Genomic DNA, 25,751 nt, shown 5'->3' with positions numbered 1-25,751 from the left:
GATGGCATTAGTTCCCGACGCTTCCGGAGCGACACTTGCCGCGGCCTAATCGTCCTCGATCGCCGTGGTAGCGTCGGCTACGCGGGCATTGATGCTTCGCGCTTAAGTGCGTCCGCGACGACAAGGCCCCCACAATCGTCCAGCCGGCCCAATCCGGGAACGGAAAAGACCGGCTTTCCGAAAATCAACACGCCTGAGGTAAGGACGGGCCCCGCAATTCCACAAGTTTAGAAAATACTAGAAGAATTGGTGCTTTGAGACTGCCCCACTTCTCGCGTCGTTTCCTTTTGACGACTCTATTGCGCCTAAACGTTGGCTCGGTCTTTGCCAAACACCTCGACGTACCGTTAAGGTGGACGGCATGGCCTGAGATTGGCTCGCTTTGCTGAGGGCAAACTAGTATCAACGCCGATTGTCCAAGACGTTGAATGCCTCGTCATCTGACGGGCCGGCCGGCCTATCGGCGGCGATCTATTTGGTTCGCTACTGTCGAAAATTAGCGTGGTGGAAAGTGGCGGCAGTCGCTGCTTCCCTCATTCCCGAAAGCCAAAGCTATCCAGGATTTGCGGAAGGTATTGGGGGCGAGACACGTTGCGGGTTTTGCAGACACCGGCCGAAACATATGGTGTATCGATCGGCCATCGTCGCGTGTACTAGCTGAATCTGACAAGTCACAGCTTACAAATCGATATCCGTTGGTGTGCACAGTTGATCCAATTGCGGCGCGGAAAGACACCGGCGAGGAGAACGCGAAGTGAAACAGCTAAGCCCTGGAAGCATCGTTAGACTTAGCGCGGTCGGAATACGCTTTAGTGAATTCAGCGCCGAGCAAAACAATCTGAGCTGAGTAATACACCCAGAGCAACATGACGATCAGCGCCCCTGCGGCACCATAAGCAGAAGCCACCGCGCTGCTGCCGATATACCAGCCAATTAGCGACTTTCCAGCGGTGAACAAGAACGACGTCACAATGGCTCCAACGATCACGTCACGCCATTCGATCTGTTTGTCCGGCAGAACTTTGTAGATTGTAGCGAACAAGATCGAAATCAGCAGAAGAGATATCACCGCGTTCACAATCGTAAGGATGACCTGCCCAAACGGAAAAACAGAGTTCAGGTATTCGCCAAATGCGGATAGGCCCGCGCTTATCGCCAACGATACCATCAAGAGAAATCCCAGCGAGACCACAAGCCCTAGGCCTACAGCGCGTGCCCTGATCAAACGGGACATCGGCGTGCCCGTCGGGCCTGCTTTCCAGATGACGTTAAGCGCCGTTTGCATTTCACCGAATACGCCTGAAGCGGTAACGATAACCATGACCACCCCAACAACGGTGGCGATCTTGCCGGAGGTCTTACTCTGCGCGCTCGCGACTGCGGTCTGCAGAATTTCGGCACTTTGTTGGCCGATCAGGCCGCTTAGCTGAGCAATAATTCCGTTTTGCGCAGCTTCCCGCCCGAAAACCATGCCTGCGATCGCGACGACGATCAGCAGAACCGGAGCAATAGACGTCACCGTGTAAAAGGCTATTGCCGCGCCCCTTCCAAGCGCCTCGTCATTGACGAATGCAGTAACCGTGGTCTTCAACAGACGCCAGGCTTTTTGCACGAGTTATACCCACCAGGTCATTTTTCGATGGTTACCAACGCTTGTCGGCAACGTTCAGCACGCCTTCTCCATTCAACGATCGATTTCCTCAGCTCAATTTTCGTAATCCGGCATCCAAGGGTGATTGTTGCGCATCATACGTTCTCGATGAAAGCAAAAACGTGCTGCTCTTTTAATATGCAAGATCTTACTATCATGACGGCATTTCTGCCCATGGCGATGCCACTATTTCTCGAGCTCTTTCTTCACGGCCGCAGCCGAGTTTCCGACCTTGTCGACGACGCGCTGCAGCTCCTCCTCTGAAACTCCAAGATGTTTGGTCCAGTAACGGACCTCAAAAGCGTCATTCATCGCAATCTTCGATCGGTCCGACTGGCCTCTCTTTGAGAAATTGTCCGGCATCGCATCCTCCTGTTCCACGCCTCCGACGGCTTTTTGGCACCATCGATCTTTGTGGTCGTAATCAAAGCGATTTCTTTCTAGTTCGCGTAACCCAAGATCACGCTCGGCGATGCGTTTCCGAAGCTGGGCTGGTGTTTGGTCAGCATTGAAACTGCCGGAGCGATTTTTGGATAGGTTCTTTCTCCGGCCCTTCAACTCCCTTTTTGATAGGACCGCGGATTCTTCGCGCTCGCTTCCTTCGGATCCAGGGGTGGTCGTTTTTCGTGCGCTCGGACTCCTTTTCCTCATGCCCATCAACAACGTTCCCAGCAATCCGATGCGCGCGAACACCATCCATGGCTCGCCATCGTCGGCTGCGCGGCGAGCAACAGCGGATCAGAGACTGCGGTGCGAGCTGCCGTAATAATCGTCGATCTGACGCACGTAACTGTGATCGGCCCAGCTCGGCTCCTGTCCTTGCACAAAGGTGGGCGCCTTCTCCAGCATCTCCTTGTTAACATCGACGACGTACCCGCTTTGGGATTCGTCGTAGTCGAGCATGCTCCAGGGAACCGGATGGTAACTATTTCCAATGCCCAGGAACCCGCCGAATGACATCACCGCATACGCAACATCGCCCGAACGCTTGTCGATCATCACGTCATAGACGGAGCCGAGAGCTTCGCCTTGACGGTTATAGACCGCTGTCCCCTCGACCTTGCTGGCTGCGATAAGAGTTCGTGTCTCACTCCGAGAAGCGTCGCCTTCGCGTCCGCGATTTGAACTTTGCAAAACTGCCTCCTCTTGATCCCTAAGTGTGGAGGACGAAAATGAGTTCGTCGTCCTGATTAAGGCTATTTAGATGCCGGCACCCTGGATGTCACTGGCAAGAAAGGACTAAGCTAAGTAGTAAAAACAACCCTTTCCCTAAGGAGCCCGGCGGCGATGCTTCGTCCCTAACGAGCAAACGTGAACCGTGGAGCTTGCAGATGCGCCCAGTCAGCCCGCGTCGTGACCGCAGCCAGTTGCAGCAGATCGTATCTGGAGTGAGCGAAGGGATAATCATCATAGATCCGGATCGGACCATCGTCTGGGCTAATGATGCGGCACTTGCCATGCATGGTGTCGATAAGCTGGCAGATCTCGGCAAGAACGTTGAAACGTACCGAAAACGGTTCCGGCTACGGTACCGTAACAATCATCCTCTCAGCCGTGGCGAGTACCCCATCGAGCGTGTGATCGCCGGCGAGCGCTTCGACGATGTCACCGTCCAAGTGACCCGCGTTCGAAACCAAGATCAAGCATGGGTCCACCAAATTCGAAGCCTTGTCATCACAGAAAGGTCAGGTGAACCGGACTGCTTTATTCTGATCACCCGTGATGTCACGGAGCAGTATGAGGCGGAGAAGAGGTTCGAAGCAGCGTTCAACGCGAACCCTGCTCCCGCGATCATTTGCCGTCTTGCCGACCTTCGGTACGTGAAAGTCAATCAAGGCTTCACCGAGATGACAGGGTACCCGAGTGAAAAGATCATTGGCCGTTCAGTTAACGATATCGATGTTTTGGCCGACGCGGAGCAAAGACAGTTAGCGCTCGAGCGCCTCAAGGAAGGCCGAACGATTCCCCAAATGGAGGCTCACATTCCGCTACCTGGAAGGGCTCAAAAATTCGTCATCGTCGCCGGCCAGCCGATCGAGATGGACGACGAGAACTGCATGCTCTTTACCTTTGCGGATATCGATTCGCGCAAGAAGGCAGAGACTGCGCTGCGCCAAAGCGAAGAGCGTTTCGCGACATCCTTTCGGCTCGCGCCCGTGCCGGCCGCAATCGCCAACCTTGCAGGATTCAAGATTCTTGAAGTGAACGAGGCGTTTCGACAGATCACCGGTTATACGGAGGAGGAGGTTATCGGCCGTAGTGCGACTGCGATACACCTGTGGGCTGACAGGGCTGCACAGCAGCAATTCGAGAAAGCCCTGGAAGAGACGGGAGGCATTCGCAACCTAGACCTTCAAATGAAAGCCAAGGATGGAACGATCTTGGATTGTCTTGTCTCATCCGAAATCGTGAGGATCAATGATCAGCGGTGCGTTCTTTGCGTGATGCTTGACATCACAGAACGCAAGCGATCCGAGGAAGAGCTGATCGAAGCGATTGAGACGGTCATGCAAGATACTTCGTGGCTCAGTCGAATCATTGTCGAAAAGCTTGCCGCGCTTCGTCAATCGTCACGTGCTTCACGTTCCACCGCAGATCTGGACGACCTGACTGATCGTGAGCGTGAGATCTTAGGGTTGATTTGTGAGGGTATGACGGACGCGCAAATCAGCGCGACGTTGAGCCTCTCGAAAAACACGGTTCGAAATCACGTTGCCTCGCTGTACCGTAAGCTCGGAGTCAATCGGCGCGGCGCTGCTATTATTTGGGGACGCGAACGCGGAATTACGCGCAATCGAGTCGTCAAAAGGAAACGACGCGAGAGGTGAGGCAGTCTCAAAGCATCAACTCTTCTAGTATTTTCTAAACTTGTGGAATTGCATTGCCCGTCGTTATCTCGGGGCAAGCCCGGACAGGCGCAGAGCCGGCCGCGGAGAGATAGGTGGAGCGCTTACGTCACCGCCTTCGAGATGGTGGCTTACCAGACACACCCAATGGGGTTGCGTGTTTCGGGCCAGCGTTGCACCGCGGACTTTCGGCTGTCGACAGGATGAACCGGGTTAGCACAAAGGAGTAAGCAATGGCTGCCAGACCAAAGACTCAGAAGACGCTCGAAGATCTATTTTACGAAACACTCAAGGATATCCATTTCGCTGAAAAGCAGATCCTGCGGGCCTTGCCGAAGATGGCGAAAGCTGCTGATTCTGAAGATCTGAGGAAGGCGTTTGAAACGCACCGCGATGAAACAGAAGGACAGATAGAGCGTCTAGTCCAGATTTTCGAATTGATCGGAAAGCCCGCGCGGACGAAGACCTGTGATGCTGTCCTCGGCATTGTCGAGGAAGGCAAAGAGGTAATGGAGGATTTCGAAGGGTCGGAGGCTCTGGATGCCGGCCTTCTGGCTGGTGCTCAGGCCGTCGAGCATTACGAGATCTCGCGCTATGGAACACTTAAAACCTGGGCCTCGCAGCTCGGGCTGCGGGATGTTGCAGAGCTGCTCGATAAAACGCTGCAAGAAGAAAAGAAGACGGATGATCTGCTCAGCCAGCTTGCAAAACAAGCGATCAATCGGAAAGCCGCCTGAGCCATCTCAGAAACCCCGCTGCCCGTTTCAGGGTTCCACCCAGGAGGATCATCATGGGCCGTAGCGTACTTCTTTGGCTAATCGGAGTTCCCATCCCGGTGATTATCCTGCTGTGGTTCTTGATGCGCTGAGGTGTCAAAATCCTCGGAGCCTGCTGCAGTACGGAGGGCGGACAACAAGCTCCTCGCGGCACTACCACACGAACGGATCGCGCATGACCTGCCCCTTACAACTCGCCGGCAAAAGGGCATCTGTGTCATCGAATAACCGGGACGAACTTCCCTACCGCCTGCGTCAGCAATCTCTTCTCGGCGAGTTTGGCCGCTCTGCTTTGCAGACGCGTGATTTCCGACAAATTCTGCAGCGCGCGACCGAACTCTCTGCTCAAGGACTTGAGGCGCCTTTTGCCAAGGTCTTGGAATATCTACCGGATGAAAACCGTCTTCTCGTGCGCTCAGGCGTCGGCTGGGCCCCGGGCGCAACTGATAATACCGCACTTGGAGCCGACGTCGAATCGCCGGCTGGCTTCGCATACCATACTGGTAAAGCGGTCATCTCGAACCATCTACATGAAGAAACGCGGTTTCGCACGCCTCAGCTCCTAGCCGACCATGGCGTCAGGCGCGCGATCAACGTCCTTATCGAACGAGGCGGTGAAGGCAACCGCCCGTTCGGTGTGCTGGAGGTCGACAGTCCGGACCCCGGTCAGTTCGACCGAGCGGACGCCGACTTCCTTGCGGGCTTCGCAGGACTTCTCGGCATCGCTATCGAGCGTCAGCAGGCCGATGCCCGGCTTCAAGAGGCGCTTGACTATCAGGCCCTGCTAACGCGGGAGATGAGTCACCGTGTCAAGAACAGTCTTGCTGTTGTCGTTGGGCTACTTCGCGTTCAGGCGCTCAGCGCGCAGTCAGAGGACGCGCAAAGTGCACTAGCGGACGCCGGCTCGCGAGTCGCAACCATAGCCCAAGTTCATGACCACCTATGGCGCGGCACGCAAATCGGTTTCGTCGAGCTTGCCGACTTTATGGGCGAGCTTTGCAACAAACTCCAGGAAACAACACCTGGACACACCGTACTCTGCCATGCTGACCGGACGGGGCTTTCGGCCGACCAGGCCATTCCGTTGGGGCTTCTGGTCAATGAACTCGTGACCAACGCGGTCAAGTACGCCTACCCTGATCGCGCCGGCACAATCCAAGTATCCGCCCGCGAGATTGGGGGGCGCCTCCTGGTCGAAGTCTCCGACCAAGGCATCGGTCTCCCGGAAGGTTTCGACATCGATCAGCCCCGCAAGAGCCTGGGCCTCAGGCTGATCAATGGCCTACTCAGGCAACTCAACGGCCAACTGAAGATAGCATCGAATGAGCCGAAAGGCTCACGCTTCACGCTCGAAATGCCACTCCTAGTCGGCACGCCACATACGGGAGGTTGATCCTCGGTTGATCCTCGTCTCAGTCAGGGCAAGAGAACCCGCTTCTGGACAAATGATCTGTCCGCCTCGCCCCGGAGAATCAGCGTAAGCTATTTGACCGGCCCCACTGAGTGATCCGATTGGACCCCCAACCCATACCCCAGTCATTTCCGCCAGCTGCCTAACTCCATATTCTCTTACGATATTTCTATTTGAGTTTGTTGGTGCACAAAGATGCCACTCGATACCCCACTTGCGCGTTTGGCCACAGCTGATCACGCAATCGAAATGATCAAGCATGATCTAATGCTTCTGCACAAGTCGGAGCGGTTGAGCCCCTCAAGCCCGGCTGATGCCGCCACCTCGCAGTACGGGGTACAGCACCTCATTAGCGGTGGAAGGCGCCACAATACCATTCATGATGAGTAAGTTTCGGGTCGCACCAGCAAATATGGTCAAACTGATCCGCCTGGAGCTAAATGTCCGCTTTGCGCCGGAAGCGGCCGTTCCATAATTGCTCATTCCGTAAATTGAGCCATCGAGAAGTCCGGTTTCGGCACCAGTGACCCTCAACCGACAAAAATGCGTTCGACCAACCAGTAAGTGCCGATTACGGCTACCGTCAGCGAGGCGATGCGCGGGGCCAGTCGCGCGCCGCGCCCGCGCGACAGCCACATCAGCGCCGGCAGGAAGACGGCAACGAAAATTAGTTGTCCGATTTCGACCCCCACATTGAAACCCACCAGCCCACGCACCAGTGTCACCCCCTTCAAGCCGAGCTCGCCAAGTACGGAGGCAAACCCGAAGCCGTGCACAAGGCCGAAACCGAAACTCCAGATCCACCGCCTCCGGTCGGGCTCGGCCGCGAAAAGATTCTCCAGCGCGACCCACACGATCGTAGCCGCAATCAGCGGCTCGATGATGCGGTCGGGAATCGTCACAATGCCCAGCGCTGCGACCGACAGCGTCACGCTGTGGGCCAATGTGAAGGCCGTGACGATGCTCACTACCGACCACACGCCTCGCGCGGTGACCAGCAGCGCGACGAGGAACAGCAGATGGTCATAGCCGGTCAGAATGTGCTCGATGCCGAGCTTGACGAAATCGAACCAGCCTGTCCCAATGGTGCGGTCGATGTCCACAGTGATGGACCTCGCTTCCTCCCCGAAGATCACCGGCCGCTCGCCGCTCGGCGTGCGGAGATTGCCGAGAGTCTGGTAGTGCTCGCCCAGAAAGGCGCGCCAGTCCTCCGTGATGTCGAGGCGGCCATGGGAAGCGTCGCATGTGAAGTCGATTTCGACCGTTGCGCGGGTCTCGTTGGTGCCGGCGCCGCCAATGCGCACTCGTCCCGCCCGGCAGCGTCCGCCGTCGAGGTCGACCGTGACGCTTCTGCGCGCCGCTTCGGCCACCGTTTCCGCCGCGGCGCGGTCGCCATTGGTGGCAGCTGTTAGCGTGGCCGTCGCTGAGGCCGGCAGCTCGGGCAACGCGACGGAAAGCGCATAGAGCACCCGGCCGCCTGTGAATTCGATGCGCAACAGTCCCGTCGTGGTCACATGCGCAAAGGCGCCGCCGCAGACAATGAGCGCCAGCCAGAGCGCTGCCCATCGCATCAGCCTCGCCGTCACGGCGTTCCTCCCGTCCGCTCCCATTCCTCGGCGACGAAGGCCGGCAGCAGCGCAATCTCCGGACTCCCGTCCAGCCTCGCATAATGCGACAGGCCCATCGGATTGGTGACGCCGAACGAAATGGCGAAGACGGAGGCGCCTCGGCCGTTGACGACGATGCGCAGCCGGGGCGGCGCGAGGCCAAACTGCGCCGTGCCGGCTTGGGCGACTTCCGCAGCCGTCAGAACACGGTCCGGCCCCGAATTGCGCAGGAATTTGAGCGCGCTGTCGAGCCGCGCCTCAAAACCCGCGGTGGCTGTTCCCTGCGTCGCGCGCCAGCCCTCGGGGGTGCGCACGAAATGCCAATGGCCACGCGGGGCGGTAACATCGACCTCGCGCACCTCCTCGAGAGGAATCATCATCAGTCCTTTGGGCTTGAACGGCTGAAGCCCTGGGCCACCGCGACCGCCGGTAAACGCCAGAGCCGCGAGAAAGGCTGTGGCGCCGAGCGCTGCGGCTGCCCAGGCCAGCCGGTTCATCTCCGCCACCACCACATCGCGCTGCCGGCGAATGCTATCAAGCCGGGAATCAGCAGAACTGTGACGAGGAAGATGCCGCGCATCTGCTCGCCGGTGAGCGACACCGTCGGCAGCACCTCGACCGGCGGTCTCATCGCCGGCGCCCGTTCCTCACGCGTCAGCCAGGAGATTGCGGCCAGCACGGCGTCGGAATTGGCCAGATAAGGAAAGAAGGAATTGGAGGCGAAATCGGCGTCGCCCGCGACGATCATGCGGAAGGGCGCTGCCGCCGATCCTTCCAGCCGTCCCTCGGCGGCAAGCACAATGATCTGCGAGGAGCGCGGCCCGGACTTCGCCTTGGTCTGGTTCCCCAGACGGTTGGCGATGATGTAGCTGTCGCCGCTGCTGGCAGCCAGTGGCGTCACCTGCACGCCCGGCGCTGCCAAGATTTCTAGCGGACGCGCACCGGGATAGAATGAGAGTGCCAGCCCCCGCGTTGCAGGGTGGGCGCCGTAGCGCGATACGGCAATCATCTGCTCATCGGTGAAATAATGCTCGGTCGGATCGACGATCACACCATCGCGCACCGCGATGCCGAGGCCGGCAAGTAGGGCCGCGATGCTCTCATCGAGGGTATAGTCCGGCTCGATCAGGAACATCGCAGAGCCGCCGCGTTCCAGATAGCGGCGCAGCACGTCGGTTTCGCCGGGGCTGTAGCGGGTCCGCGGATTGGCTTCGACGATCGCAGCGCAATCGTCCGGGATCGGTTGCCCAGTGGCGAAGGAGACCTTTCGGGCGACTAGGCCGAGCTTCTCAATGGCGCGTCTCAGGCGGCCGAGGCCGTGCTGCTCCATCTGCACTACCCCGGTGCCGGAGACGTTATGGCTATGATTGTGGGCACCCTCAAAATGCGTGTGGAATTCGAAATTGTCGATGTCGTATTCGCCGTGGCCCGAGGCGAAGCAGATCACGACCTCACGGGTCCGCAACAGCCGCAACACACCGAGCGCGATCTCGCGGTCGTCTGTGGTGATCACTTCGACACGGCGTTCGCCGAGGCGCAGTACGGCGGAATTATAGGTTCGCACGCCCTGGCTGCTGGCCAGCGCCGGATTCTGATCGGCGTCGATCTGCTGCACGCGAAAATTCGCATTCTGCCGTTCGAGTTGCCGCAGCATAGCGCCGAGCGCCCGCGCCGCCTGGTTCTGCTTCTGGTAGAAATAGACGACGTCGATGGGTTCGCTGAGCCTGCGCACCACTTCGCCCGCCTCCGCCGACGGCGTGAAGGCTTTGTCGTGCGTGAGGTCGAGGTGGGCGTCGTGACGGAACAGCGCGACATTGGCGAGGATCGTGACCATGACGGCGGCGGCGACGACAAGCGTGGCGGAGGCCATGCGGCTGGCGAAGGCGAGCCTCGCCGGCACTTTCAGCCCGGCCGCAAACAACAGCACCAGCGCGAGCACTACCCCGGCAAACCAGCCGAGATTGATCCAGTCGAGCGACTGCAGCGACTCGAGAAGGCTGTGAAGAAAGCTGGTATCCCCGGCCGGCAGATCGGTCAAACCTTGCTGGTCGCTCATCGCTGCGCAAGCCCCCAGGCGGTCAGGAAAAGCGCAAGCATGCTCGCGGTGACGAAATAGCCGATGTCCGACAGGAACACCGAGCCGCTGACCATCGGTTTGAAGTGGCCTATCAAAGAGAGGTTGATTGCAAAGCTGTCGAACGGGGGTGGCAGAAGATAGGACACCGAATCGGCAAACCAAAGCATCAGGAACGCGCCGATCGACAACGCCGCGGCCACGACCTGGCTCTCGGTAATGCTCGACATCAGGAGACCGACGGCGACTAGCAGCGAGGCGTGGAGCGCGAGCGCCAGATAGCCGGCATAAATCGGTCCCCAATCCGGTTCGCCGTAGCGGCCGAGGATCACGGCGTAAATGAGCGTTAGCGCGAAAATCCCGAGCACGAGCGTCAGCGTAGCGGCATATTTCGCCAGCACGACCGAGAGCTCGCGAACCGGCGCGGTGAGCAGCAGTTCGAGCGTTTCCGATCGCCGCTCCTCGGCGAAGGTGCGCATGGTCAGAACGGGCACCAGCAGGATCGACAACACGTACATCTGGTGAAAGATGTATTGGAGGTTGGCGACCTTGGTGACGAAAAGCGTCAGACTGAAGGTATAGCCGAGCACGAGCAGGAACACGGCCGCGACCGTGTAACCGATCGGCGACGTCAACGTCGCGTTCAGTTCCTTGGCGAAGAGGATGCGCAGTGTTCTCATGTCAGCGACAAAAACCAGCTCTCGAGATTCGGGGTGTCGGCGATCGCCCGAACGCCGAGCAACCGGCCGTCGAGCATCACCGCCACCCGGTCCGAGGTTTTCTCCACCTCACTGAGGATATGCGAACTCATGAGCACCGTATGGCGTCCGGCAAGCGAGCGGATCAGCCCCCTCATTTCGATGATCTGGCGTGGATCAAGCCCGTTGGTCGGCTCGTCGAGGATGAGGATGTCGGGATCGTGGATCAATGCCTGAGCGAGCGCAGCCCGCTGGCGATAGCCACGCGACAGGGCCCGGGTCGGCTTGTCCACCACAGCACCTAACGCCAGCCGGTCGACGACACGCTCCACGGCGGCGGCCACCGTCCGTTCAGGCAAGCCGCGGAGCCGGGCCATGAATGCCAGGAATTCGCCGACGCGCATTTGCCGGTAGAGAGGCGCCGATTCCGGCACATAGCCGATAAGCCGCCGCACCGCGAGCGAATCGCGCACTGTGTCGAGGCCTGCCACCGTGAGCCGCCCTGCAGACGGCAGCAGGTAGCCCGCGAGCAGCCGCATGAAGGTGGTTTTGCCGGAGCCGTTCGGTCCCAACAGGCCGAACACTTCGCCGCGGCGGATGTCGAGCGTGAGCCGGTCCAGCGCCGTGACCGAGCCGTAGCGTTTGCTTACGCTGACCGCTGAGATGGCCGGGGTATCCGTCGCACGGATTGGCGCATCCTCGCGCGGCGCCGCGTCGATTGACGAGATGGTCATGCAGCGCCCCGACAAAGCAGCGTCTGCCCTGCAGACAGGCCTGCGACTGCGTCGCCCCGGCAGGCTCGCCTGGACGGTCTGGTGCGGGCCCTGCTCCCGAGCAGAGCCCTCGCCGATTCAGATCTCAATCGTAAAACTCGGGCGCCTTCTTCGTCGCCTTGAAGATTTCCGGATCGTGCCCGTAGAAAATCTGCGCGTTATTCGCATCGCGCACCAGCCTAATGCGCTGATAGCTGCGATAGGCATCGCCCGGGTTTTGTGTGCCCGGGATCGGCGGGATGAGGTTCTTGTCGAGATTTTCCTTGAGATAGACCACGTCGCTGGTGAGGATGACCGAGCCGGTCTTGGGCAGCTTCACGGTCACGAACTGGCTGCCTGGGGTATGGCCTGGAGCACGCATGACACGCACCGAGCCGTCGTCGAACAGGTCCAGATCGCCGTTGAGGCGGATGACGTTCATTTTCTTCGTGTCGGCGAAATCGCCTGGAATGTAATAGACGGAGAAGCCGACATCCGGCCACCAGGCAGCCTTCAGCTCATCTTCCTGGACGACGAGGGTTGAATTCGGAAACTGGCCGACGTTTCCGCCGTGATCGAGATGCAGGTGACCGGCGACCACGTATTTGATGTCGTCGGTCTTGAGACCGATCTTGGCAAGTTGCGCTGGAATCGCGTCATCCTTGGTCATTTTAAGGCCGAAGCCCTTGGCGAGAGGTCCCCACCATCCCTCGGGGTCGGTGATCGTCTTGTCGTTGTTTCCGGTGTCGATGATGACGTTGCCCTTGGGATGTTTGAGCACGTAGAAACTTACAGGCGCCCAGTCGATGTTGCCTTGCCCGCCCATCTGCAGGGCTGCCTTCGGGAAGCCTCCCAACGAGCCAGATGTGAAGACGTAAAGTTTCGGACCCTCTTGTGCGGGGGCCGGCGCGGCGACTGCCGCAAGGCCGAGCGCGACAGCTAGACTCAACGCAAAATGCTTCGTCATAGCGTTCCTCCTTTGCCTTCGTTTTACGGGCTCTCTCTGGAGCCACAAAGCCCTTCCCAATGAGGTCGAGGCCAAGCACCAAGGATAGATTGAGCGCCCCTGCAAAAGCAAGTTGGGAATGGTCTTTAGGTGGACCGGCCTTCCGTTTTGGCCGCGCTAGGCTGGAACTCCAGTGTCTCGGGCTGGCCCTTTGTTAATCTAGTCCTGCGGAGGAAACAGCAGAGCTCGATCGCGCGTACTACTGGCCGAATTAGGGCCGGTCGCCATCTGAAAACAGGCACTCTTGATCAATGCTGCTTTTTGCCGAACTTTTTCTTGGCCTTCAACACGTCCGCCTGACTGCGATAGGCCTTCGCCATATTCAAGAAATTTTGCGAGATTTCGGGGTCCGAGGCGGACCGCGCCAAGCGTTCAGCCTTGGCCGCCTGCTTCCGGAAAAATTTGGTTTCCTTCACCATCGCGCGCATCTAATGCGAGTGCACCGGGACGTACTGAAGGACGACCCAAACGCCAAGCCCGAAAGGCAGGACAAGTATCGTGCCGCCGAGGAATGGTTGAAGCCGCATAGGTGCCCTCGTTTCGACCCGGGCGGAAAAACCCCGCCCGCGCGAAGGCGGGACGGGGATAGTTTGTGCTAGAGCGCCGGTGTCAACACCCCGACGCCGAGCGAAATCCTATCACCGGATTGAAAAGACGGAAATCGAAACTTCCCGGCCGGGTCTCGCACCACGCCTTGATAATTCTATCCCGCCGCGCGGCCTGCTGCTCGAGCGCTGCCGACGGCTGGACGTTTTCCGCCTTTAGGTCCTCTTGGCATTCGCCCTGTGTCGATAAACTTAGCGAGACAGGAGCCGTGCTTAGAGGGACACACATTCATGAAAAACACCGCATTATTACAAGATGGATAAGCTGGGTGAACTTCTTGGCGTATTCCATCGCGACCACTCTTGACCGAATAGCTTCGGCCGGCCTCTGCACTCCACTGAAGCGTGGCTGTTTTGGCCTAGCTGGGGCCGCCTTGGTTGCGGGCTTTTTCGAACTGATGATGCGCGAGCGGGCCGGGATCGCGAGACCTGAGTACTTCCATTTGATGCCGCCAAGGCCGCCCATTTCAAACTGAGGCACTACCCGATTCTGATGCGGTTTGGGCGCTCGCGCTCAAGCCCGGTTGGTCCGAGCATGGGAAGCATGGCTCGATCGACCCCGGGAGCGCGTCGCGCCTTCGCTCTGAAGGCCCCTACTCTATCAGAAGAGTGACAGGCAACTTGTTCAATCAGCCAGTTCGATGAAGATAGGTTGATGATCAGAAGCGTCGGTCTTGCTATTGACTTGGACGCGGCGGATCCGGCCGGTCAGATCTTCTGTAGTGAAAATAAAGTCGCGACAGTCCGGCCCATCCGCCCATTGCACACGATCGTACAGTCCGCAGGTTGGCGATCGCGGTTGGCCCGGATGGCAGATGGCCCATGCGTCCCGGTAGTTAAGACCGGGCCGAGCCGATCGATCAATCAGTGCATGCTGCCGGTCGGTGACGTCGAAGTTGAAATCACCGCATAACACGCTCGGCGCCGCCAGCGTCTGACTCCCGTAAGGCTCGTTGTGCTGGGAAACCGATGCCTTGGAACTCGTCGACGCCTCCTGCTGTAAATCCAGCAGCCGCGCAATCTGCGCTTCGCGCTGATCGGCAGAGTGGTATTCAAGATGCGTATTGACGATCCGCAGCACGCCGAACGCGGCCTGGACCGTGACCTCCAACGCGTGACGGCGCATGCTGCGCGTGGCGCCAGCTCCCGGCCACGGCAGCAGGTGATTGGCAATCTGCAAGACCGGCAAGCGCGACAGCGTCATGTTTCCGAACCGGTGTAATCCGCCCGCGCTGTCCATCGTTTCGATCGCCGGGCGAAACACCGGCAGATAATCGGATAGCAGCGCAGCAAGTTGCCCGCTTTGATCCGTATTGCCGTCGAGTTTGGAAAAACTGGTAGATACTTCCTGGAAACAGAAGACATCTACGTCGGCCATCTCCTTCGCTACGGCGACGATCCGCTCCAGGTCGGTCACGCCGTCGCAACCCTTTCCGCACTGGATATTCCACGTGATCAACCGCATCAGCGGATTCCCGCACGCATAAAGGATTGGACGAACTGCCGCTGGAACAGAAGGAAAGCGAACAGCAGCGGCGCCATCGTCATTACGGTCGCAGCGGTGATGATCGACCAGTCCACACCGGTCTCCGGTGCGCCGAACACAGCCAGCCCAACGGTCAGAGGCCTGGCTTCCACCGAATTTGTGACGATCAGTGGCCACAGGAAATTGTTCCAGTGATAGCTGACCGAAACGAGACCGAACGCGACATACGTGGGCCGCGCCAGCGGAACGTAAACCCGCCAGAGAATCTCCAATGGTCCTGCCCCCTCGACCCGGGCTGCTTCGACCAGTTCCTGCGGAACGCTCTTGAATGTCTGCCGTAACAGGAAGATGCCGAATGCGCTCGCAAGATACGGCAACGCGATCGCCGGGATGGTATCCAACAACCCGAGCGTTCCAATCATGCGGTAGTTCTCGACGATCAGCACGTCCGGCATGATCATCAATTGGAGCAGGACGAGCGCGAACGCGATGCCGCTGCCCTTGAACTTGAAGCGCGCGAACGCGTATGCCGCCAGGGTCGACAGGACGAGTTGCCCAATCAGGATCAGAACGACCAGAACGACCGTATTGAAATAATATCGGCCGAACGGCGCCTGATTCCAAGCCCGTGCAAAATTCTCCAGCGTCCACGGCGCAGATAGGCTGAACGACGTTGCAAAAGCGGCCGGATGCAGCGCGCTCCAGAAGGCATAGGCCAGCGGCGCAAGCCAAAGCAATGCCAATAGCCACGCGGCGATCACTTCAAGAGGATGCGTCCGCCCGTTCATTGATAATGGATCCTACGATCGAGATAACCGAACTTGATCAGTGCAACCGTGCTCAGTAGGACCAGAAGTACCACCGTCAGTGTCGCCGCATAGGCTGAATCCTGGAACGTGAATGCAACTTCGTAGATGTAATAAAGCAGCAATGTACTTGCATTGTTGGGACCACCCTTGGTCATGATGACAAGGTGATCGACCAGCTTGAACGAATTGATGACCGCATTGATCGCCACGAACAGGGTGGTCGGCATCAGCAGTGGAAAGGTAATTCGCCGGAACGTGTACCAGCGGCTCGCACCCTCAACGGCCGCCGCTTCCTCAAGATCGGGCGAAAGCTGCTGCAGCGCGGCGAGATAGAAGATCATGAAGAATCCGGCTTCCTTCCAGATCACCATGACGACCAGGCAGCTCATCACGGTCGAGGGGTCGCCGAGCCAATTCCAACCTGCGAAACCGATCAGCCCGCGGAGCTGATCCAGCAATCCATAGTCCGGCGTGTAAAAAAACAGCCAGATGTTGGCAACCGCTATCATCGGCAGCACGGTGGGCGTGAAATAGGCAAGACGCAGGAAGCCGCGCCCGCGCATGTTGCGGTTGACCCACATCGCCATCAGCAGCGCCAGCGCGATCGATGTCGGAATCGTACCGAGTGCGAACCAAAAATTGTTGACGAGCGCTCTCCAGAAAATCGGATCGGCCGCCATCGAGCGGTAACTGTCGAGGCCGACGAAAACCTCCGTGCCGTTGCGCCGCATGATGAAGAAGGAATGCCGAATCGTCGCCAAGATCGGGTAGTGCGTGAACGCAACCAGCAGCACAGTCGCGGGCAGCAGCAGCAGCCAGGCGTTTACCGCGTTCCACCACGCATACGATCTCGGTTGGCGCACAACGGGCGATATGACGACTTGATCGGACATTGGATTATCAGGCCGGGTGACGGCGAACCGTCACCCGGCCCTTCCCTTTATTTGTAAGCGCGCAGTACGCGGTCGGCCTGCTGCTGGGCGGCGGCAAGCGCTTCCTGCGGCTTCTGCGTGCCGGTGACCGCCGCCTGCACCGCATCACCGACGAACTTATAGACGCGGCCGTTCTCGTGAACGGACAGTTCCGGTACGGCATGTTCAAGCTGATCGCGGGCAACGGTCGCGGCAGGAAAACCCTTTGCATACGCTTCCATCGCCGGGGTCTTGTAGGCCGCCGGCGAAACCGCGACGTAACCGGTCTTCATGCTCCACTCGGCCGCGCGCTCAGGGGCCGTCATCCACTGGATGAATTTCACGGCTGCCTTCTGCTGCTCGGGGGCAGCGCTCTTGAAGATGTAAAAGCTACCGCCGCCTGTCGGCGAGCCGCGCCGCTCCTTGCCGGGCAGCATGGCAACACCGAAGTTGAACTTGGCAGCGTCCTTGACCGCAGTCAGATTGCCTGTGGTGTGCCACATCATGGCGGTTTTGCCTTCAAGGAAATCAGTGCGCAGCGTCGCCCAGTCAATGCTGCCCATCGGCATTACGTTATGCTTGCGTGACAGGTCGACCCAATATTCGAGCGCTCCCACCGTCTTTGGCGCGGTGAGATAAACCTCGTTGCCCGCATCATTCATCAACTTCTGGCCATTCTCGATGGCAAGCGCCTGTAGCATCCAGTAGGCGTAACCGGTTGTCGGAATTTCGACGCCCCAGCGCGCAGTGTTGCCGGACGCATCCTTCTTGACGAGCTTCCTGGCCATGTCGGCCATTTCATCCCAGGTCGTCGGCGCCTTTTCCGGATCGAGGCCCGCTTCCTTGAACGCGTCCTTGTTCCAGTACAGCACGATGGTCGAGCGCTGGAACGGAATGCTCCAGGTTTTGCCGTCAATCTGTCCATTCGCCATGAACGCCGGATAGAATTCCTTGAACCACGCTTTGTCAGCGACCAGACCGTCGATCGGTACAATGGCGTTTTCGTCCATCAGCGTGAAGACATCGGTCGACAGTAGCACCGACAATTGTGGCGGTTGGCCGCCTTTCATCGCCGTCATCGCCTTGGTCATTGTATCGGTGTAGTTGCCGGCATAGACCGCCGTTACCTTGATGTCCGCGTTCTCTTTCTCGAAGCGGGCGACCATGTCGTCGATGATCTTCGTCACCGGGCCGCCCACCGCGACCGGATAATACATGGTGAGATCCACCGCCGCCGCGGGACACAGGCTCAGACACAGGGCCGCAAGCGTCGCAGCCGCCAGCATTGTTTGTCGAAAAAATCTCATGTCGTCCTCCCTTGTTATCTTTTTTGCCGTACCGAGACCGTCGTTTCAGTTTCAGCCAGATGCAATTCGCCTTGCCTCATTGACGGCCGACTCCAGCCGCCGTTCCGATTTCTGGTCAAACTGATGTTCATGGCCGGTGTCCCAGGCAAGCCTGACGTCATCGCCTGGGTGAGCCTTGCTGAAACCATCTTGCCGCACCGAAACCGGTTGGCCTTCGATTTCGCACAGAATGATGCTGTCGGCACCGAGATGCTCGACGGCTTTTACGCGCGCTGCGTGACCGTCTTGCGACACGATGCGGATATGCTCCGGCCGGATACCGATCAGCCGGTCGCCCTGCAGGATCAAACTCATCGGTGGCGTGCCGATAAAGCGCGCGGTGAATGCCGACGCCGGCCGATTGTACAATTCCTCCGGCGAACCGCTCTGCTCGACGCGACCGTCGCGCATTAGCACGACGCGATCGGCCATGGTCATGGCCTCGGTCTGATCGTGCGTCACATAGACCATCGTCATTCCGAGTCGCTGCTGCAGCGCTCGGATTTCGGTCCGCATCTCGTGGCGCAGCTTGGCGTCGAGATTCGAGAGTGGTTCGTCCATCAGGCAGACGCGCGCCTCCGCGATAATGGCGCGCCCGAGCGCCACGCGCTGGCGCTGGCCGCCGGACAGTTGCGACGGCTTGCGCTCGAGCAAATGTCCGAGACCGACGATGTCCGCAACGCGCTGAAGCCGCGCGTCGCGCTCGGCGCGAGATACACGGCGCACGCGCAAACCGAAGATAATATTCTCCGCCACGCTCAGGTGTGGAAACAGTGCGTAGGACTGGAACACCATGGAGATCTTGCGCTGAGCCGGCGTGAGATGCGTCACGTCCGTGCCGCCGATCGTAATCGTGCCACGGTCGAGTTGCTCGAGCCCCGCAATCAAACGAAGCGTTGTGGATTTGCCGCAACCCGATGGGCCGAGCAGCACCAGCAGCGACCCTTCTTCCGCCGTGAGACTCACGTCGTCGACGGCCCGCATGGGACCCCAATTCTTGGAAACGTGATCCAGCGTAATCGCCGACATGGTCTACCCGGTCCAGCACTGTTGTGGCGTGCAATAGGCACAAGCGCAGTCGCAGTCGTATCGAAGCATCCTAGTCCGTTGCTTCGTTCTCGTGTGGCGTAGCCCGCGATCAGCCATTGAAAACGGAACGATCCCTTTCCCTTTTCCGAACCGATCTAGCCACAAAGGCCCGTTCTCCCCCCGAGCGCCCTCCGATGTTCATATGAACATAATATATGCACATATGAAATAGAAATTGCGTCTCTCTTGTTCGAATGATACTTTTTGATGGCAAAGGGGTCCTATGCTCAAGATGGCCACTGAACGCCAGGCCCGTATTCTGGAGATCGTGCGCGAGGAAGGTTTCGCCTCGATCGAGCATCTCGCCAAGCATTTCGACGTCACGCAGCAGACCGTCCGCCGTGTCGTGAATAAGTTGTGCGACCAAGGGCTGCTGCGGCGGATTCACGGCGGCGTCAGCCTTCCCGTGCAGAACCAGAACCTTGCCTACGGAAGCCGACAGGGATTGAACCCCGACGCCAAGCGACGGATCGCTCATGCGGTTTCCAATTTCATTCCCGACGGCGCATCGCTCATGATTGGCCTCGGCACGACGCCCGAATATGTCGCGCAGGCGTTGTCCCGCCGTCAGGATCTGCGGGTCATCACCAACAACCTGAACGTGGCAGCGGCGTTCGCGCAAAATCCCGACGTGGAAATCACGATCGCAGGCGGAACACTGCGTCCCTTTGACCGGGACATCATCGGCGACGCGGCAGTACGTTTTTTTTCCGGCTTCAGGGCCGATTTCGGAATCTTCGGCGTCGGGGGCATCGATCAGGACGGCACCCTGCTCGATTTTCATTCGGACGAAGTCCAGGCGCGGCAGGCCATCGTCGCCAATTGTCGAGCCGCCCTGCTGGTCGCCGACACCAGCAAATTCGGCCGCAACGCCACGGTCCGCGGCGGCCATCTTAGCGATTGTCATCATTTCTTCACAGACAAGCCGCTGCCGGCGGGTTTTCGTCCGATCGCCGAACAGTACGCGGATCGAATCCACGCCGCGAGGGATGGCCGCGTAGACGCTGCGTGAATTGGACTGAATGGGCGGCTCAGTTCGTCGGAATACCTAGGAGAGAATCGATCATGTCCCAGTTTGTTTCCTTGATCGATCTTGCCGGCGCCATCGCGCTGCTGCTTTGGGGCACCCACATGGTGCAGACCGGCGTCCAGCGCGCCTTTGGGTCGAAGTTGCGGTCGATCCTGGGCAGCGCCTTGCGTAACCGCTTTCGCGCTTTCCTCGCCGGTGTAGGCATTACCGCGGTCCTTCAGAGCAGCACCGCCACGGGACTGATGACGGCTGGCTTCGCTGCCGGCGGCCTGGTGGCGCTTGTCCCGGCGCTCGCGGTCATGTTGGGCGCCAATGTGGGTACGACATTGATCGTGCAGGTTCTTTCGTTCGACGTCGTGCTGATCTCTCCGGCGCTGATCCTGATCGGCATGGTGATGTTCCGGAAGGATTCGCGAACCCAAGCGCACGATCTCGGTCGCGTGTTCATCGGCCTCGGCTTGATGCTCCTTGCGTTGCACCAGCTTCTCAGTCTGATGACTGTCTACGAGAATTCACCGATCTTGCGCATGCTGTTGAGCGCTGTTTCGGCCTCATGGTTCTTGGACGTATGTCTGGCGGCTTTATTGACATGGGCTGCCCATTCGAGCGTCGCAATCGTCTTGCTCATCATGTCGCTGGCGACGAAAGGCGTGGTTCCTGCTGACGCGGCCTTTGCCTTGGTTCTCGGTGCAAATCTCGGCACAGCCATCAATCCTCTCGTTGAGGGTCCGGGAGGCGACGATCCGGCAGCGAAACGGCTTCCATTCGGCAATCTGCTCGGACGTATTCTGGGCGTTGCCGCGACAGTAAATTTTCTCGGGCCGATCAGTCATTTCATGACCTCGATCGAGCCAACCAGCGCGCGCGCGGTTGCCGATTTTCACACCCTTTTCAATCTTGTCGTCGCTGTCGTATCGCTGCCGCTTTTAGGGCCTTATGCGTCGCTGTTGCGCCGCTGGCTTCCGGAACGTGTCGATCCGGCCGATCCTGCGCGCCCACTCTACCTCGATCCCGCCGCGAGGGAGACGCCCATCGTCGCGCTCGGCGCAGCATCTCGCGAAGCGCTGCGGCTCGCCGATGTGCTCGAGGAAATGCTTCAAGGGGTGAACGCCGGACTAGCGAAGGGAGACCGGCGGTTGCTCGTTGAGACCCGGCGGCGCGAAGATGTGCTAGATAAGCTGAACATTGCAATCAAAGCCTATCTTACCTCGCTTGATCCGGAAGAGCTGAATGCGACCGATCATCGCCGCCTAAATGAGATTCTGACGTTCTCGATGAACATCGAGCAGGCCGGCGACGTTGTAGATCGAAACTTTTTGCCGCACGCCTCCAAGCGGCTGAAGCGAGGCTTGGCTTTCTCCGAAGAAGAGCAAAAAGACCTGACGGCCATGATCGAGCGCCTTTCTGCCAATCTCAAGACTGCAGCATCGTTGTTCGTCACAGAAGATCCACGAACCGCGCGCCTCCTGGTCGACGAAAAAGTCGCGTTCAGGGACGCGGAGTCGAAGGCGACAGCTTCGCATTTCAACCGACTCCGGGATAGTGACCTCCAGGCGGCTCAAGCCAGCTCGATCCATCTCGACCTTTTGCGGGATATCAAGCTGATCAATTCCCACATCATAGCCGCCGCCGCATATCCGGTGCTGGAGCGCACCGGCGCACTTCTGCCGAGCCGCGTGACGTAGTTGCCGTGCGAACCGGTTCAATACCGGCGCTTGGACTCTCTTTGATCACTCGGTGCACCCATCGTGCACGCTGCCTTCTTCGTTGTGTTTGGCAGGATTGAAGGACTAGGCAAAGGGCCGTTAAATCATAGGTGATTCGACATAGGGTGCTTAGGGAATGGCGAAATCCTCGAAACTGGTGGCTGCGAAACGTGGGCGGGTGCTTCTCGTAAGACGAAAGCGCGATGGGCTTTGGATGTTTCCCGGAGGGCGCAAGCGCGCGCGAGAAAGCGATAAAGATTGCCTGCGCAGGGAGATCAAAGAAGAACTTCCGAAACTCAAACTTGGACGCCTTCGGCTTTGGAAGGAAGTCAAAGCCAAGAACCGTCGTTCGGGCCGGAAAATGAGTGACGCGATCTTCGTGACAGCGAAAGCGTCCGGACCCCTGACAATCGGCGACAAACATGAAATCGAGAAGGCAACCTGGCGCAAGCCGCGTGGCATTCGTCTGACGCCAACGTCGCGCTACATCAGGGATAAACTCTTTCCAAAATCAAACTAGAAAAGAAGGAGGCCGCCAACTGAGGCAGCCTCGACGCTCTTAGTCGTCGAGCTTTTCGGACGTCATTACGCCGGTCTTCGGATCGGCGTGAAATTCCATCTTCTGGCCGTTCTTGATGCCTTCGCCTTCCCATCGACCGTCATCGGCTTCAAGCTTGGTAACCTGCGTATAGCCCGACTTGAGAACCTGCTCGATCACTTGCTGGGCGGGCATCCAGTCCGGTCCCGGCTGATCGGCCCTTGCCAGGTTTAGCGGACCCACTGAAAGGGCCACGGCGAAAACAACAGACGCTAATTTGTTCATGGCGGACCTCCCTTATACGTACAACGACCAACCTAGCCGGAAGGTGAAGGTTCCGGGCAAATCGAAATGAGGGCGAAGCGGACTTCGAAATCTACGACGAAGAACAGCTGGGGTGGATTTTTCGACTCGCAAACTAGGCCAATGCCATTTTCAATTAGGCCACTGGGGGCCGAATTAGGCCAGTACCTGCCGCTCCCCCCGAGAAGCGTGATGAACTCGCATCGCTTCATGTTTCTCCCACGTAGGGAGAGCCGGCATATTCTAGCATCCAGCGGGGCTGCGTGCACCTTTGAACATGACTCGTGAAGGATTGGCCAAACGTCCGTTAATGGGATGGTCCGGCCGTGCTCTCGCCCCACCAGCAAGAGAAGCTCGTGCGGGGCACCAAAGCCAAGGAGCACGCCATGGCGGAAATTCACCCCTATGTCGGATTTTGCATAGTGAGCTCGCTTAGCCGCGACGCTTCGCGGCGGCGTCGGTCTCAGCCAGCAGGTCGTCCTCGATGGTAATGGTGATCCGGTGCATCCGAATATTCCGGTGATCCTCTCGCGGAGGCCGTATGATATTCCCTGTTGCAACGTCATACTCGCCTCGATAGCGTGAGAGCGCCGGGTTGAGTGCGTGCAGTCGTCAGTGACTCTAGCTGGTATCGTGCGGGAGATGTCAGTGGTCCTGCCTTATTGCGGCTATTTTCCGCGCCGCCGCTTCGTCTGCCATCTGTGCGGTCCCAACCGCTGGGCAGGAGCGAGCCGCCGTCAAGCCAGATCAGCTTCCGCCGGTCACTGTTACGTCTCCTGAAGCGAAGCCGCCCAAGCGGGTTGCCCGGCCAAAGCCATCGCAACATCGCGGGACACGAACTACGACCGCGACCAGATCCGACCAGTCGGCCTCAGGCACAGGGGCCGCGCCCGGTACCCCTGCCGAAGGAATTGCCGCCCTGCAGCCCACCGCCGCCAGCGCGATAAGCTTTACCGGCGAGCAGGTGAACGCGGTGCCGTTCGCGCGTGTCGGCGAGGCGCTGGATGTCGTGCCCGGCCTGATCGTCACCCAGCATTCCGGAGAAGGTAAAGCCAATCAGTATTTCCTGCGCGGCTTCAACCTTGACCACGGCGCCGATCTCTCCATCAAGGTCGACGGCATGCCCGTCAACATGCCAACTCATGGCCACGGGCAGGGCTACGCCGATATCAACTTTCTGATCCCTGAGCTGATCCAATCGGTGAATGTCCGCAAAGGTCCGTACTACGCCGATGTGGGCGACTTCAGCTCGGCCGGGTCCGTCGCGATCGACTACCTTAACAAGCTGCCGAAAAATCTAGCCGAGGTCACGTTTGGCAGCTTCGGTTACCGGCGCGGCGTGGCGGCGGGATCGACCGCGGTCGGCGCAGGCACACTGCTCGCCGCGATCGAGGGTATCAAATACGATGGGCCGTGGGACGTGCCGGACAATGTGCGGAAAATAAACAGCGTGTTGCGCTACAGCCAGGGCACCGCGAGCGATGGCCTCACACTGACCGCGATGGCCTATTCTAACGGCTGGAACTCGACCGACCAGGTCGCGCAGCGCGCCATCGATCAGGGAATCATCGGTCGGTTCGGCTCGCTTGATCCCACTGATGGCGGGACGTCCAGCCGCTTCAGCCTGTCAGGCAACTGGGCTCAATCGAGCGAGTACGGCCAGAGCAAGATCAGCGCCTATATCGTGCGCTCTGACCTGCAGCTCTTCAACAACTTCACCTACTTCCTCGATAATATAATCCCGTCAACGGCGACCAGTTCAACCAGCTCGATCGCCGCACCCTTGGCGGCTTCGACGCACGACATGCCTTCGACTGGCGGTTTGGCGGCTTCGAGACGCAAACTTGCGTCGGCATGCAGAGCCGCTACGACGACATCCATGTCGGTCTGTTCAAGACGGAGCAGCGTGCGGTGCATTCGACCGTGCGCGAGGACCGCGTGCAGGAAGGCAATGTCGGCATCTGGACCGACACGACGACACGCTGGACCGATTGGCTGCGCGCCACTGTCGGCATCCGCGAGGACGTTTTCGCCGGCCGCGTTCTCAGCGACACGCCGGAAAATTCAGGCAATGCCCAAGCGACGATGACGAGCCCGAAGGCCGGCATCGTGCTGGGCCCTTGGTACAAGACTGAGTTCTACGGCAACGCCAGCTACGGCCTGCACAGCAATGACATCCGCGGCGCGACGATAACGGTTGACCCGATCGACAAGGTGACGCCGCAGGATCGCGTGCCGCTGCTTGTTCGGTCGAAAGGCGCCGAACTCGGCATCCGCACGAAAGCGATCGACGGACTCACAAGCTCGGTTGCTGTCTTTGTGCTCGATTTCGACGCCGAACTGCTGTTCGTGGGCGACGCCGGCACCACTGAGGCCAGCCGGCCGAGCCGCCGGGTTGGCGTGGAGTGGGTGAACCAATACAAGCCGAAGCCGTGGCTATCATTCGATCTGGACGTTGCCTATACCCGCGCGCGCTTCACCGATTTCGATGCCGCCGGCAATTTCATCCCGGGCGCGCCGGCGTGGATCGCGAGCGGCGCAATTACCTTAGGCAACGAGACTGGTTGGTCCGGTGCACTGAAGGCGCGCTATTTCAGCCCGCGTCCGCTGATTGAGGACGATAGCGTCCGTTCGCTGGCGTCGCTGATCTTCAACGCACGCGCAGGCTACCGCTTCGACAATGGTCTAAAACTGCAGCTCGACGTGCTCAACCTCTTCAACGCGCGAACCAACCAGATCGAATATCACTATCTGTCGCGATTGCCGGGTGAGCCGATTGGCGGTGTCGCCGATCGGCATGTCCATCCCGCCGAGCCGTTCGCGGTTCGCGTCACGCTGGCGGGAAGGTTTTGATGGCTGCCATGTCACCTTCTGGGGCACCTAACCGACATAGGCAATCTGGGATACGTCCGCTTTGCCGTTCCTGGAAGTTGTGTGTTGATCAACTGCCCGGTAATGCGAACGCGGTTGCCTGCCTTGCGGACGCTACCCTCCAGCACGTAGCGAACGTCTAGCTCGCGGCCAACCCATTTGACGTCGACAGCTTTGCCTTTGTAGGTAAAGCCTGAAGCGCGAGCGATGACGAACAGATTTTGAACGCGACAGTC

22 protein-coding genes and 2 pseudogenes are annotated in these 25,751 nt (G+C 59.1%); 7 read left to right on the top strand and 17 right to left on the bottom strand.

The features are described 5' to 3' along the window. Positions 1 to 763: 763 nt before the first annotated feature. The 3 genes from V1279_RS04425 to V1279_RS04415 all read right to left on the bottom strand — a co-directional run bounded on the left by V1279_RS04425 (position 764) and on the right by V1279_RS04415 (position 2,785). Positions 764 to 1,612, bottom strand: a complete 849-nt coding sequence (locus V1279_RS04425; protein WP_334432844.1) for a YihY/virulence factor BrkB family protein — start codon at positions 1,610 to 1,612, stop codon at positions 764 to 766. 225 nt (positions 1,613 to 1,837) lie between these two features. Further along, positions 1,838 to 2,014, bottom strand: coding sequence for a DUF3606 domain-containing protein (locus tag V1279_RS04420; protein ID WP_334446204.1), 177 nt, complete (start codon positions 2,012 to 2,014; stop codon positions 1,838 to 1,840). Between the two features lie 375 nt (positions 2,015 to 2,389). Next, entirely contained in the window at positions 2,390 to 2,785 is a 396-nt protein-coding gene (locus V1279_RS04415; RefSeq protein WP_334432842.1) for a PRC-barrel domain-containing protein, read from the bottom strand. Positions 2,786 to 2,982: 197 nt separating this feature from the next. Here V1279_RS04415 and V1279_RS04410 point away from each other — a divergent pair, with 197 nt between their 5' ends. From V1279_RS04410 to V1279_RS04400, 3 genes are all read left to right on the top strand, one after another. After that, positions 2,983 to 4,479: a helix-turn-helix transcriptional regulator gene (locus V1279_RS04410; RefSeq protein ID WP_334432839.1), complete on the top strand. Its 1,497-nt coding sequence runs from the start codon at positions 2,983 to 2,985 to the stop codon at positions 4,477 to 4,479. 251 nt (positions 4,480 to 4,730) lie between these two features. After that, positions 4,731 to 5,234 carry a YciE/YciF ferroxidase family protein gene (locus V1279_RS04405; RefSeq protein ID WP_334432837.1) on the top strand — a complete coding sequence of 168 codons (504 nt, stop codon included), beginning with the start codon at positions 4,731 to 4,733 and terminating at the stop codon, positions 5,232 to 5,234. Positions 5,235 to 5,448: 214 nt separating this feature from the next. Next, positions 5,449 to 6,666: a sensor histidine kinase gene (locus tag V1279_RS04400; protein WP_334432835.1), complete on the top strand. Its 1,218-nt coding sequence runs from the start codon at positions 5,449 to 5,451 to the stop codon at positions 6,664 to 6,666. Between the two features lie 548 nt (positions 6,667 to 7,214). Here V1279_RS04400 and V1279_RS04395 read toward each other — a convergent pair. The 12 genes from V1279_RS04395 to V1279_RS04340 all read right to left on the bottom strand — a co-directional run bounded on the left by V1279_RS04395 (position 7,215) and on the right by V1279_RS04340 (position 19,007). Then, positions 7,215 to 8,270: a HupE/UreJ family protein gene (locus tag V1279_RS04395; protein WP_334432833.1), complete on the bottom strand. Its 1,056-nt coding sequence runs from the start codon at positions 8,268 to 8,270 to the stop codon at positions 7,215 to 7,217. Next, positions 8,267 to 8,797, bottom strand: coding sequence for a hypothetical protein (locus V1279_RS04390; RefSeq protein ID WP_334432831.1), 531 nt, complete (start codon positions 8,795 to 8,797; stop codon positions 8,267 to 8,269). Before V1279_RS04390 ends, V1279_RS04395 begins: the two co-directional genes overlap by 4 nt. After that, positions 8,785 to 10,347 (bottom strand): GldG family protein, encoded by a 1,563-nt coding sequence (locus V1279_RS04385; RefSeq protein WP_334432829.1) that lies wholly within the window; start codon positions 10,345 to 10,347, stop codon positions 8,785 to 8,787. Before V1279_RS04385 ends, V1279_RS04390 begins: the two co-directional genes overlap by 13 nt. After that, a complete protein-coding gene (locus V1279_RS04380) occupies positions 10,344 to 11,045 on the bottom strand; it encodes an ABC transporter permease (RefSeq protein ID WP_334432827.1) in 702 nt (233 codons plus the stop codon). Before V1279_RS04380 ends, V1279_RS04385 begins: the two co-directional genes overlap by 4 nt. After that, a complete protein-coding gene (locus tag V1279_RS04375) occupies positions 11,042 to 11,797 on the bottom strand; it encodes an ABC transporter ATP-binding protein (RefSeq protein WP_334432825.1) in 756 nt (251 codons plus the stop codon). The genes V1279_RS04380 and V1279_RS04375 overlap by 4 nt, the downstream gene beginning before the upstream one ends. Positions 11,798 to 11,921: 124 nt before the next feature. Beyond that, positions 11,922 to 12,782 carry an N-acyl homoserine lactonase family protein gene (locus V1279_RS04370; RefSeq protein WP_334432823.1) on the bottom strand — a complete coding sequence of 287 codons (861 nt, stop codon included), beginning with the start codon at positions 12,780 to 12,782 and terminating at the stop codon, positions 11,922 to 11,924. A gap of 287 nt (positions 12,783 to 13,069) precedes the next feature. Further along, positions 13,070 to 13,240, bottom strand: a complete 171-nt coding sequence (locus tag V1279_RS04365) for a hypothetical protein (protein ID WP_334432820.1) — start codon at positions 13,238 to 13,240, stop codon at positions 13,070 to 13,072. Between the two features lie 811 nt (positions 13,241 to 14,051). Continuing rightward, a complete protein-coding gene (locus V1279_RS04360) occupies positions 14,052 to 14,891 on the bottom strand; it encodes an endonuclease/exonuclease/phosphatase family protein (RefSeq protein WP_334432818.1) in 840 nt (279 codons plus the stop codon). Beyond that, entirely contained in the window at positions 14,891 to 15,700 is an 810-nt protein-coding gene (locus V1279_RS04355) for a carbohydrate ABC transporter permease (RefSeq protein ID WP_334432816.1), read from the bottom strand. Before V1279_RS04355 ends, V1279_RS04360 begins: the two co-directional genes overlap by 1 nt. Further along, positions 15,697 to 16,614 carry a carbohydrate ABC transporter permease gene (locus V1279_RS04350; RefSeq protein ID WP_334432814.1) on the bottom strand — a complete coding sequence of 306 codons (918 nt, stop codon included), beginning with the start codon at positions 16,612 to 16,614 and terminating at the stop codon, positions 15,697 to 15,699. The genes V1279_RS04355 and V1279_RS04350 overlap by 4 nt, the downstream gene beginning before the upstream one ends. 47 nt (positions 16,615 to 16,661) lie before the next feature. Continuing rightward, positions 16,662 to 17,939 (bottom strand): ABC transporter substrate-binding protein, encoded by a 1,278-nt coding sequence (locus V1279_RS04345; protein WP_334432811.1) that lies wholly within the window; start codon positions 17,937 to 17,939, stop codon positions 16,662 to 16,664. Between the two features lie 51 nt (positions 17,940 to 17,990). Next, entirely contained in the window at positions 17,991 to 19,007 is a 1,017-nt protein-coding gene (locus V1279_RS04340; RefSeq protein WP_334432808.1) for an ABC transporter ATP-binding protein, read from the bottom strand. Between the two features lie 283 nt (positions 19,008 to 19,290). Between V1279_RS04340 and V1279_RS04330 the strand changes: the two genes are divergently transcribed. From V1279_RS04330 to V1279_RS04320, 3 genes are all read left to right on the top strand, one after another. Beyond that, positions 19,291 to 20,079 carry a DeoR/GlpR family DNA-binding transcription regulator gene (locus V1279_RS04330; RefSeq protein ID WP_442894734.1) on the top strand — a complete coding sequence of 263 codons (789 nt, stop codon included), beginning with the start codon at positions 19,291 to 19,293 and terminating at the stop codon, positions 20,077 to 20,079. Between the two features lie 53 nt (positions 20,080 to 20,132). Further along, positions 20,133 to 21,782, top strand: a complete 1,650-nt coding sequence (locus V1279_RS04325; RefSeq protein WP_334446201.1) for a Na/Pi cotransporter family protein — start codon at positions 20,133 to 20,135, stop codon at positions 21,780 to 21,782. Between the two features lie 157 nt (positions 21,783 to 21,939). Continuing rightward, complete coding sequence (locus tag V1279_RS04320) at positions 21,940 to 22,323, top strand: NUDIX hydrolase (protein ID WP_334432806.1); 384 nt, start codon at positions 21,940 to 21,942, stop codon at positions 22,321 to 22,323. A gap of 39 nt (positions 22,324 to 22,362) precedes the next feature. Here V1279_RS04320 and V1279_RS04315 read toward each other — a convergent pair whose 3' ends face one another. After that, positions 22,363 to 22,626, bottom strand: a complete 264-nt coding sequence (locus V1279_RS04315) for a PepSY domain-containing protein (protein ID WP_334432804.1) — start codon at positions 22,624 to 22,626, stop codon at positions 22,363 to 22,365. A gap of 715 nt (positions 22,627 to 23,341) precedes the next feature. Between V1279_RS04315 and V1279_RS04310 the strand changes: the two are divergent. Further along, positions 23,342 to 25,497: pseudogene (locus tag V1279_RS04310) on the top strand (TonB-dependent receptor). Between the two features lie 83 nt (positions 25,498 to 25,580). On the opposite strand, the pseudogene V1279_RS37745 reads toward V1279_RS04310, so the two are convergent. After that, positions 25,581 to 25,745: pseudogene (locus V1279_RS37745) on the bottom strand (CadC-family transcriptional regulator); the annotation flags it as partial. Positions 25,746 to 25,751 lie beyond the last annotated feature (6 nt).

This window comes from Bradyrhizobium sp. AZCC 1610 (assembly GCF_036924515.1).
Lineage (GTDB): Bacteria > Pseudomonadota > Alphaproteobacteria > Rhizobiales > Xanthobacteraceae > Bradyrhizobium.
This window is presented reverse-complemented; position numbering and strand designations above follow the sequence as displayed.

Excerpts from the sequence above, each read along its gene's own strand:
- V1279_RS04420 (WP_334446204.1), bottom strand. The coding sequence starts at position 2,014 with ATGCCGGACAATTTCTCAAAGAGAGGCCAGTCGGACCGATCGAAGATT.
- V1279_RS04355 (WP_334432816.1), bottom strand. The coding sequence starts at position 15,700 with ATGAACGGGCGGACGCATCCTCTTGAAGTGATCGCCGCGTGGCTATTG.
- V1279_RS04405 (WP_334432837.1), top strand. The coding sequence starts at position 4,731 with ATGGCTGCCAGACCAAAGACTCAGAAGACGCTCGAAGATCTATTTTAC.
- V1279_RS04375 (WP_334432825.1), bottom strand. The coding sequence starts at position 11,797 with ATGACCATCTCGTCAATCGACGCGGCGCCGCGCGAGGATGCGCCAATC.
- V1279_RS04400 (WP_334432835.1), top strand. The coding sequence starts at position 5,449 with ATGACCTGCCCCTTACAACTCGCCGGCAAAAGGGCATCTGTGTCATCG.
- V1279_RS04365 (WP_334432820.1), bottom strand. The coding sequence starts at position 13,240 with ATGGTGAAGGAAACCAAATTTTTCCGGAAGCAGGCGGCCAAGGCTGAA.
- V1279_RS04370 (WP_334432823.1), bottom strand. The coding sequence starts at position 12,782 with ATGACGAAGCATTTTGCGTTGAGTCTAGCTGTCGCGCTCGGCCTTGCG.
- V1279_RS04320 (WP_334432806.1), top strand. The coding sequence starts at position 21,940 with ATGGCGAAATCCTCGAAACTGGTGGCTGCGAAACGTGGGCGGGTGCTT.
- V1279_RS04350 (WP_334432814.1), bottom strand. The coding sequence starts at position 16,614 with ATGTCCGATCAAGTCGTCATATCGCCCGTTGTGCGCCAACCGAGATCG.
- V1279_RS04380 (WP_334432827.1), bottom strand. The coding sequence starts at position 11,045 with ATGAGAACACTGCGCATCCTCTTCGCCAAGGAACTGAACGCGACGTTG.
- V1279_RS04330 (WP_442894734.1), top strand. The coding sequence starts at position 19,291 with ATGCTCAAGATGGCCACTGAACGCCAGGCCCGTATTCTGGAGATCGTG.
- V1279_RS04325 (WP_334446201.1), top strand. The coding sequence starts at position 20,133 with ATGTCCCAGTTTGTTTCCTTGATCGATCTTGCCGGCGCCATCGCGCTG.
- V1279_RS04385 (WP_334432829.1), bottom strand. The coding sequence starts at position 10,347 with ATGAGCGACCAGCAAGGTTTGACCGATCTGCCGGCCGGGGATACCAGC.
- V1279_RS04410 (WP_334432839.1), top strand. The coding sequence starts at position 2,983 with ATGCGCCCAGTCAGCCCGCGTCGTGACCGCAGCCAGTTGCAGCAGATC.
- V1279_RS04340 (WP_334432808.1), bottom strand. The coding sequence starts at position 19,007 with ATGTCGGCGATTACGCTGGATCACGTTTCCAAGAATTGGGGTCCCATG.
- V1279_RS04345 (WP_334432811.1), bottom strand. The coding sequence starts at position 17,939 with ATGAGATTTTTTCGACAAACAATGCTGGCGGCTGCGACGCTTGCGGCC.
- V1279_RS04315 (WP_334432804.1), bottom strand. The coding sequence starts at position 22,626 with ATGAACAAATTAGCGTCTGTTGTTTTCGCCGTGGCCCTTTCAGTGGGT.
- V1279_RS04360 (WP_334432818.1), bottom strand. The coding sequence starts at position 14,891 with ATGCGGTTGATCACGTGGAATATCCAGTGCGGAAAGGGTTGCGACGGC.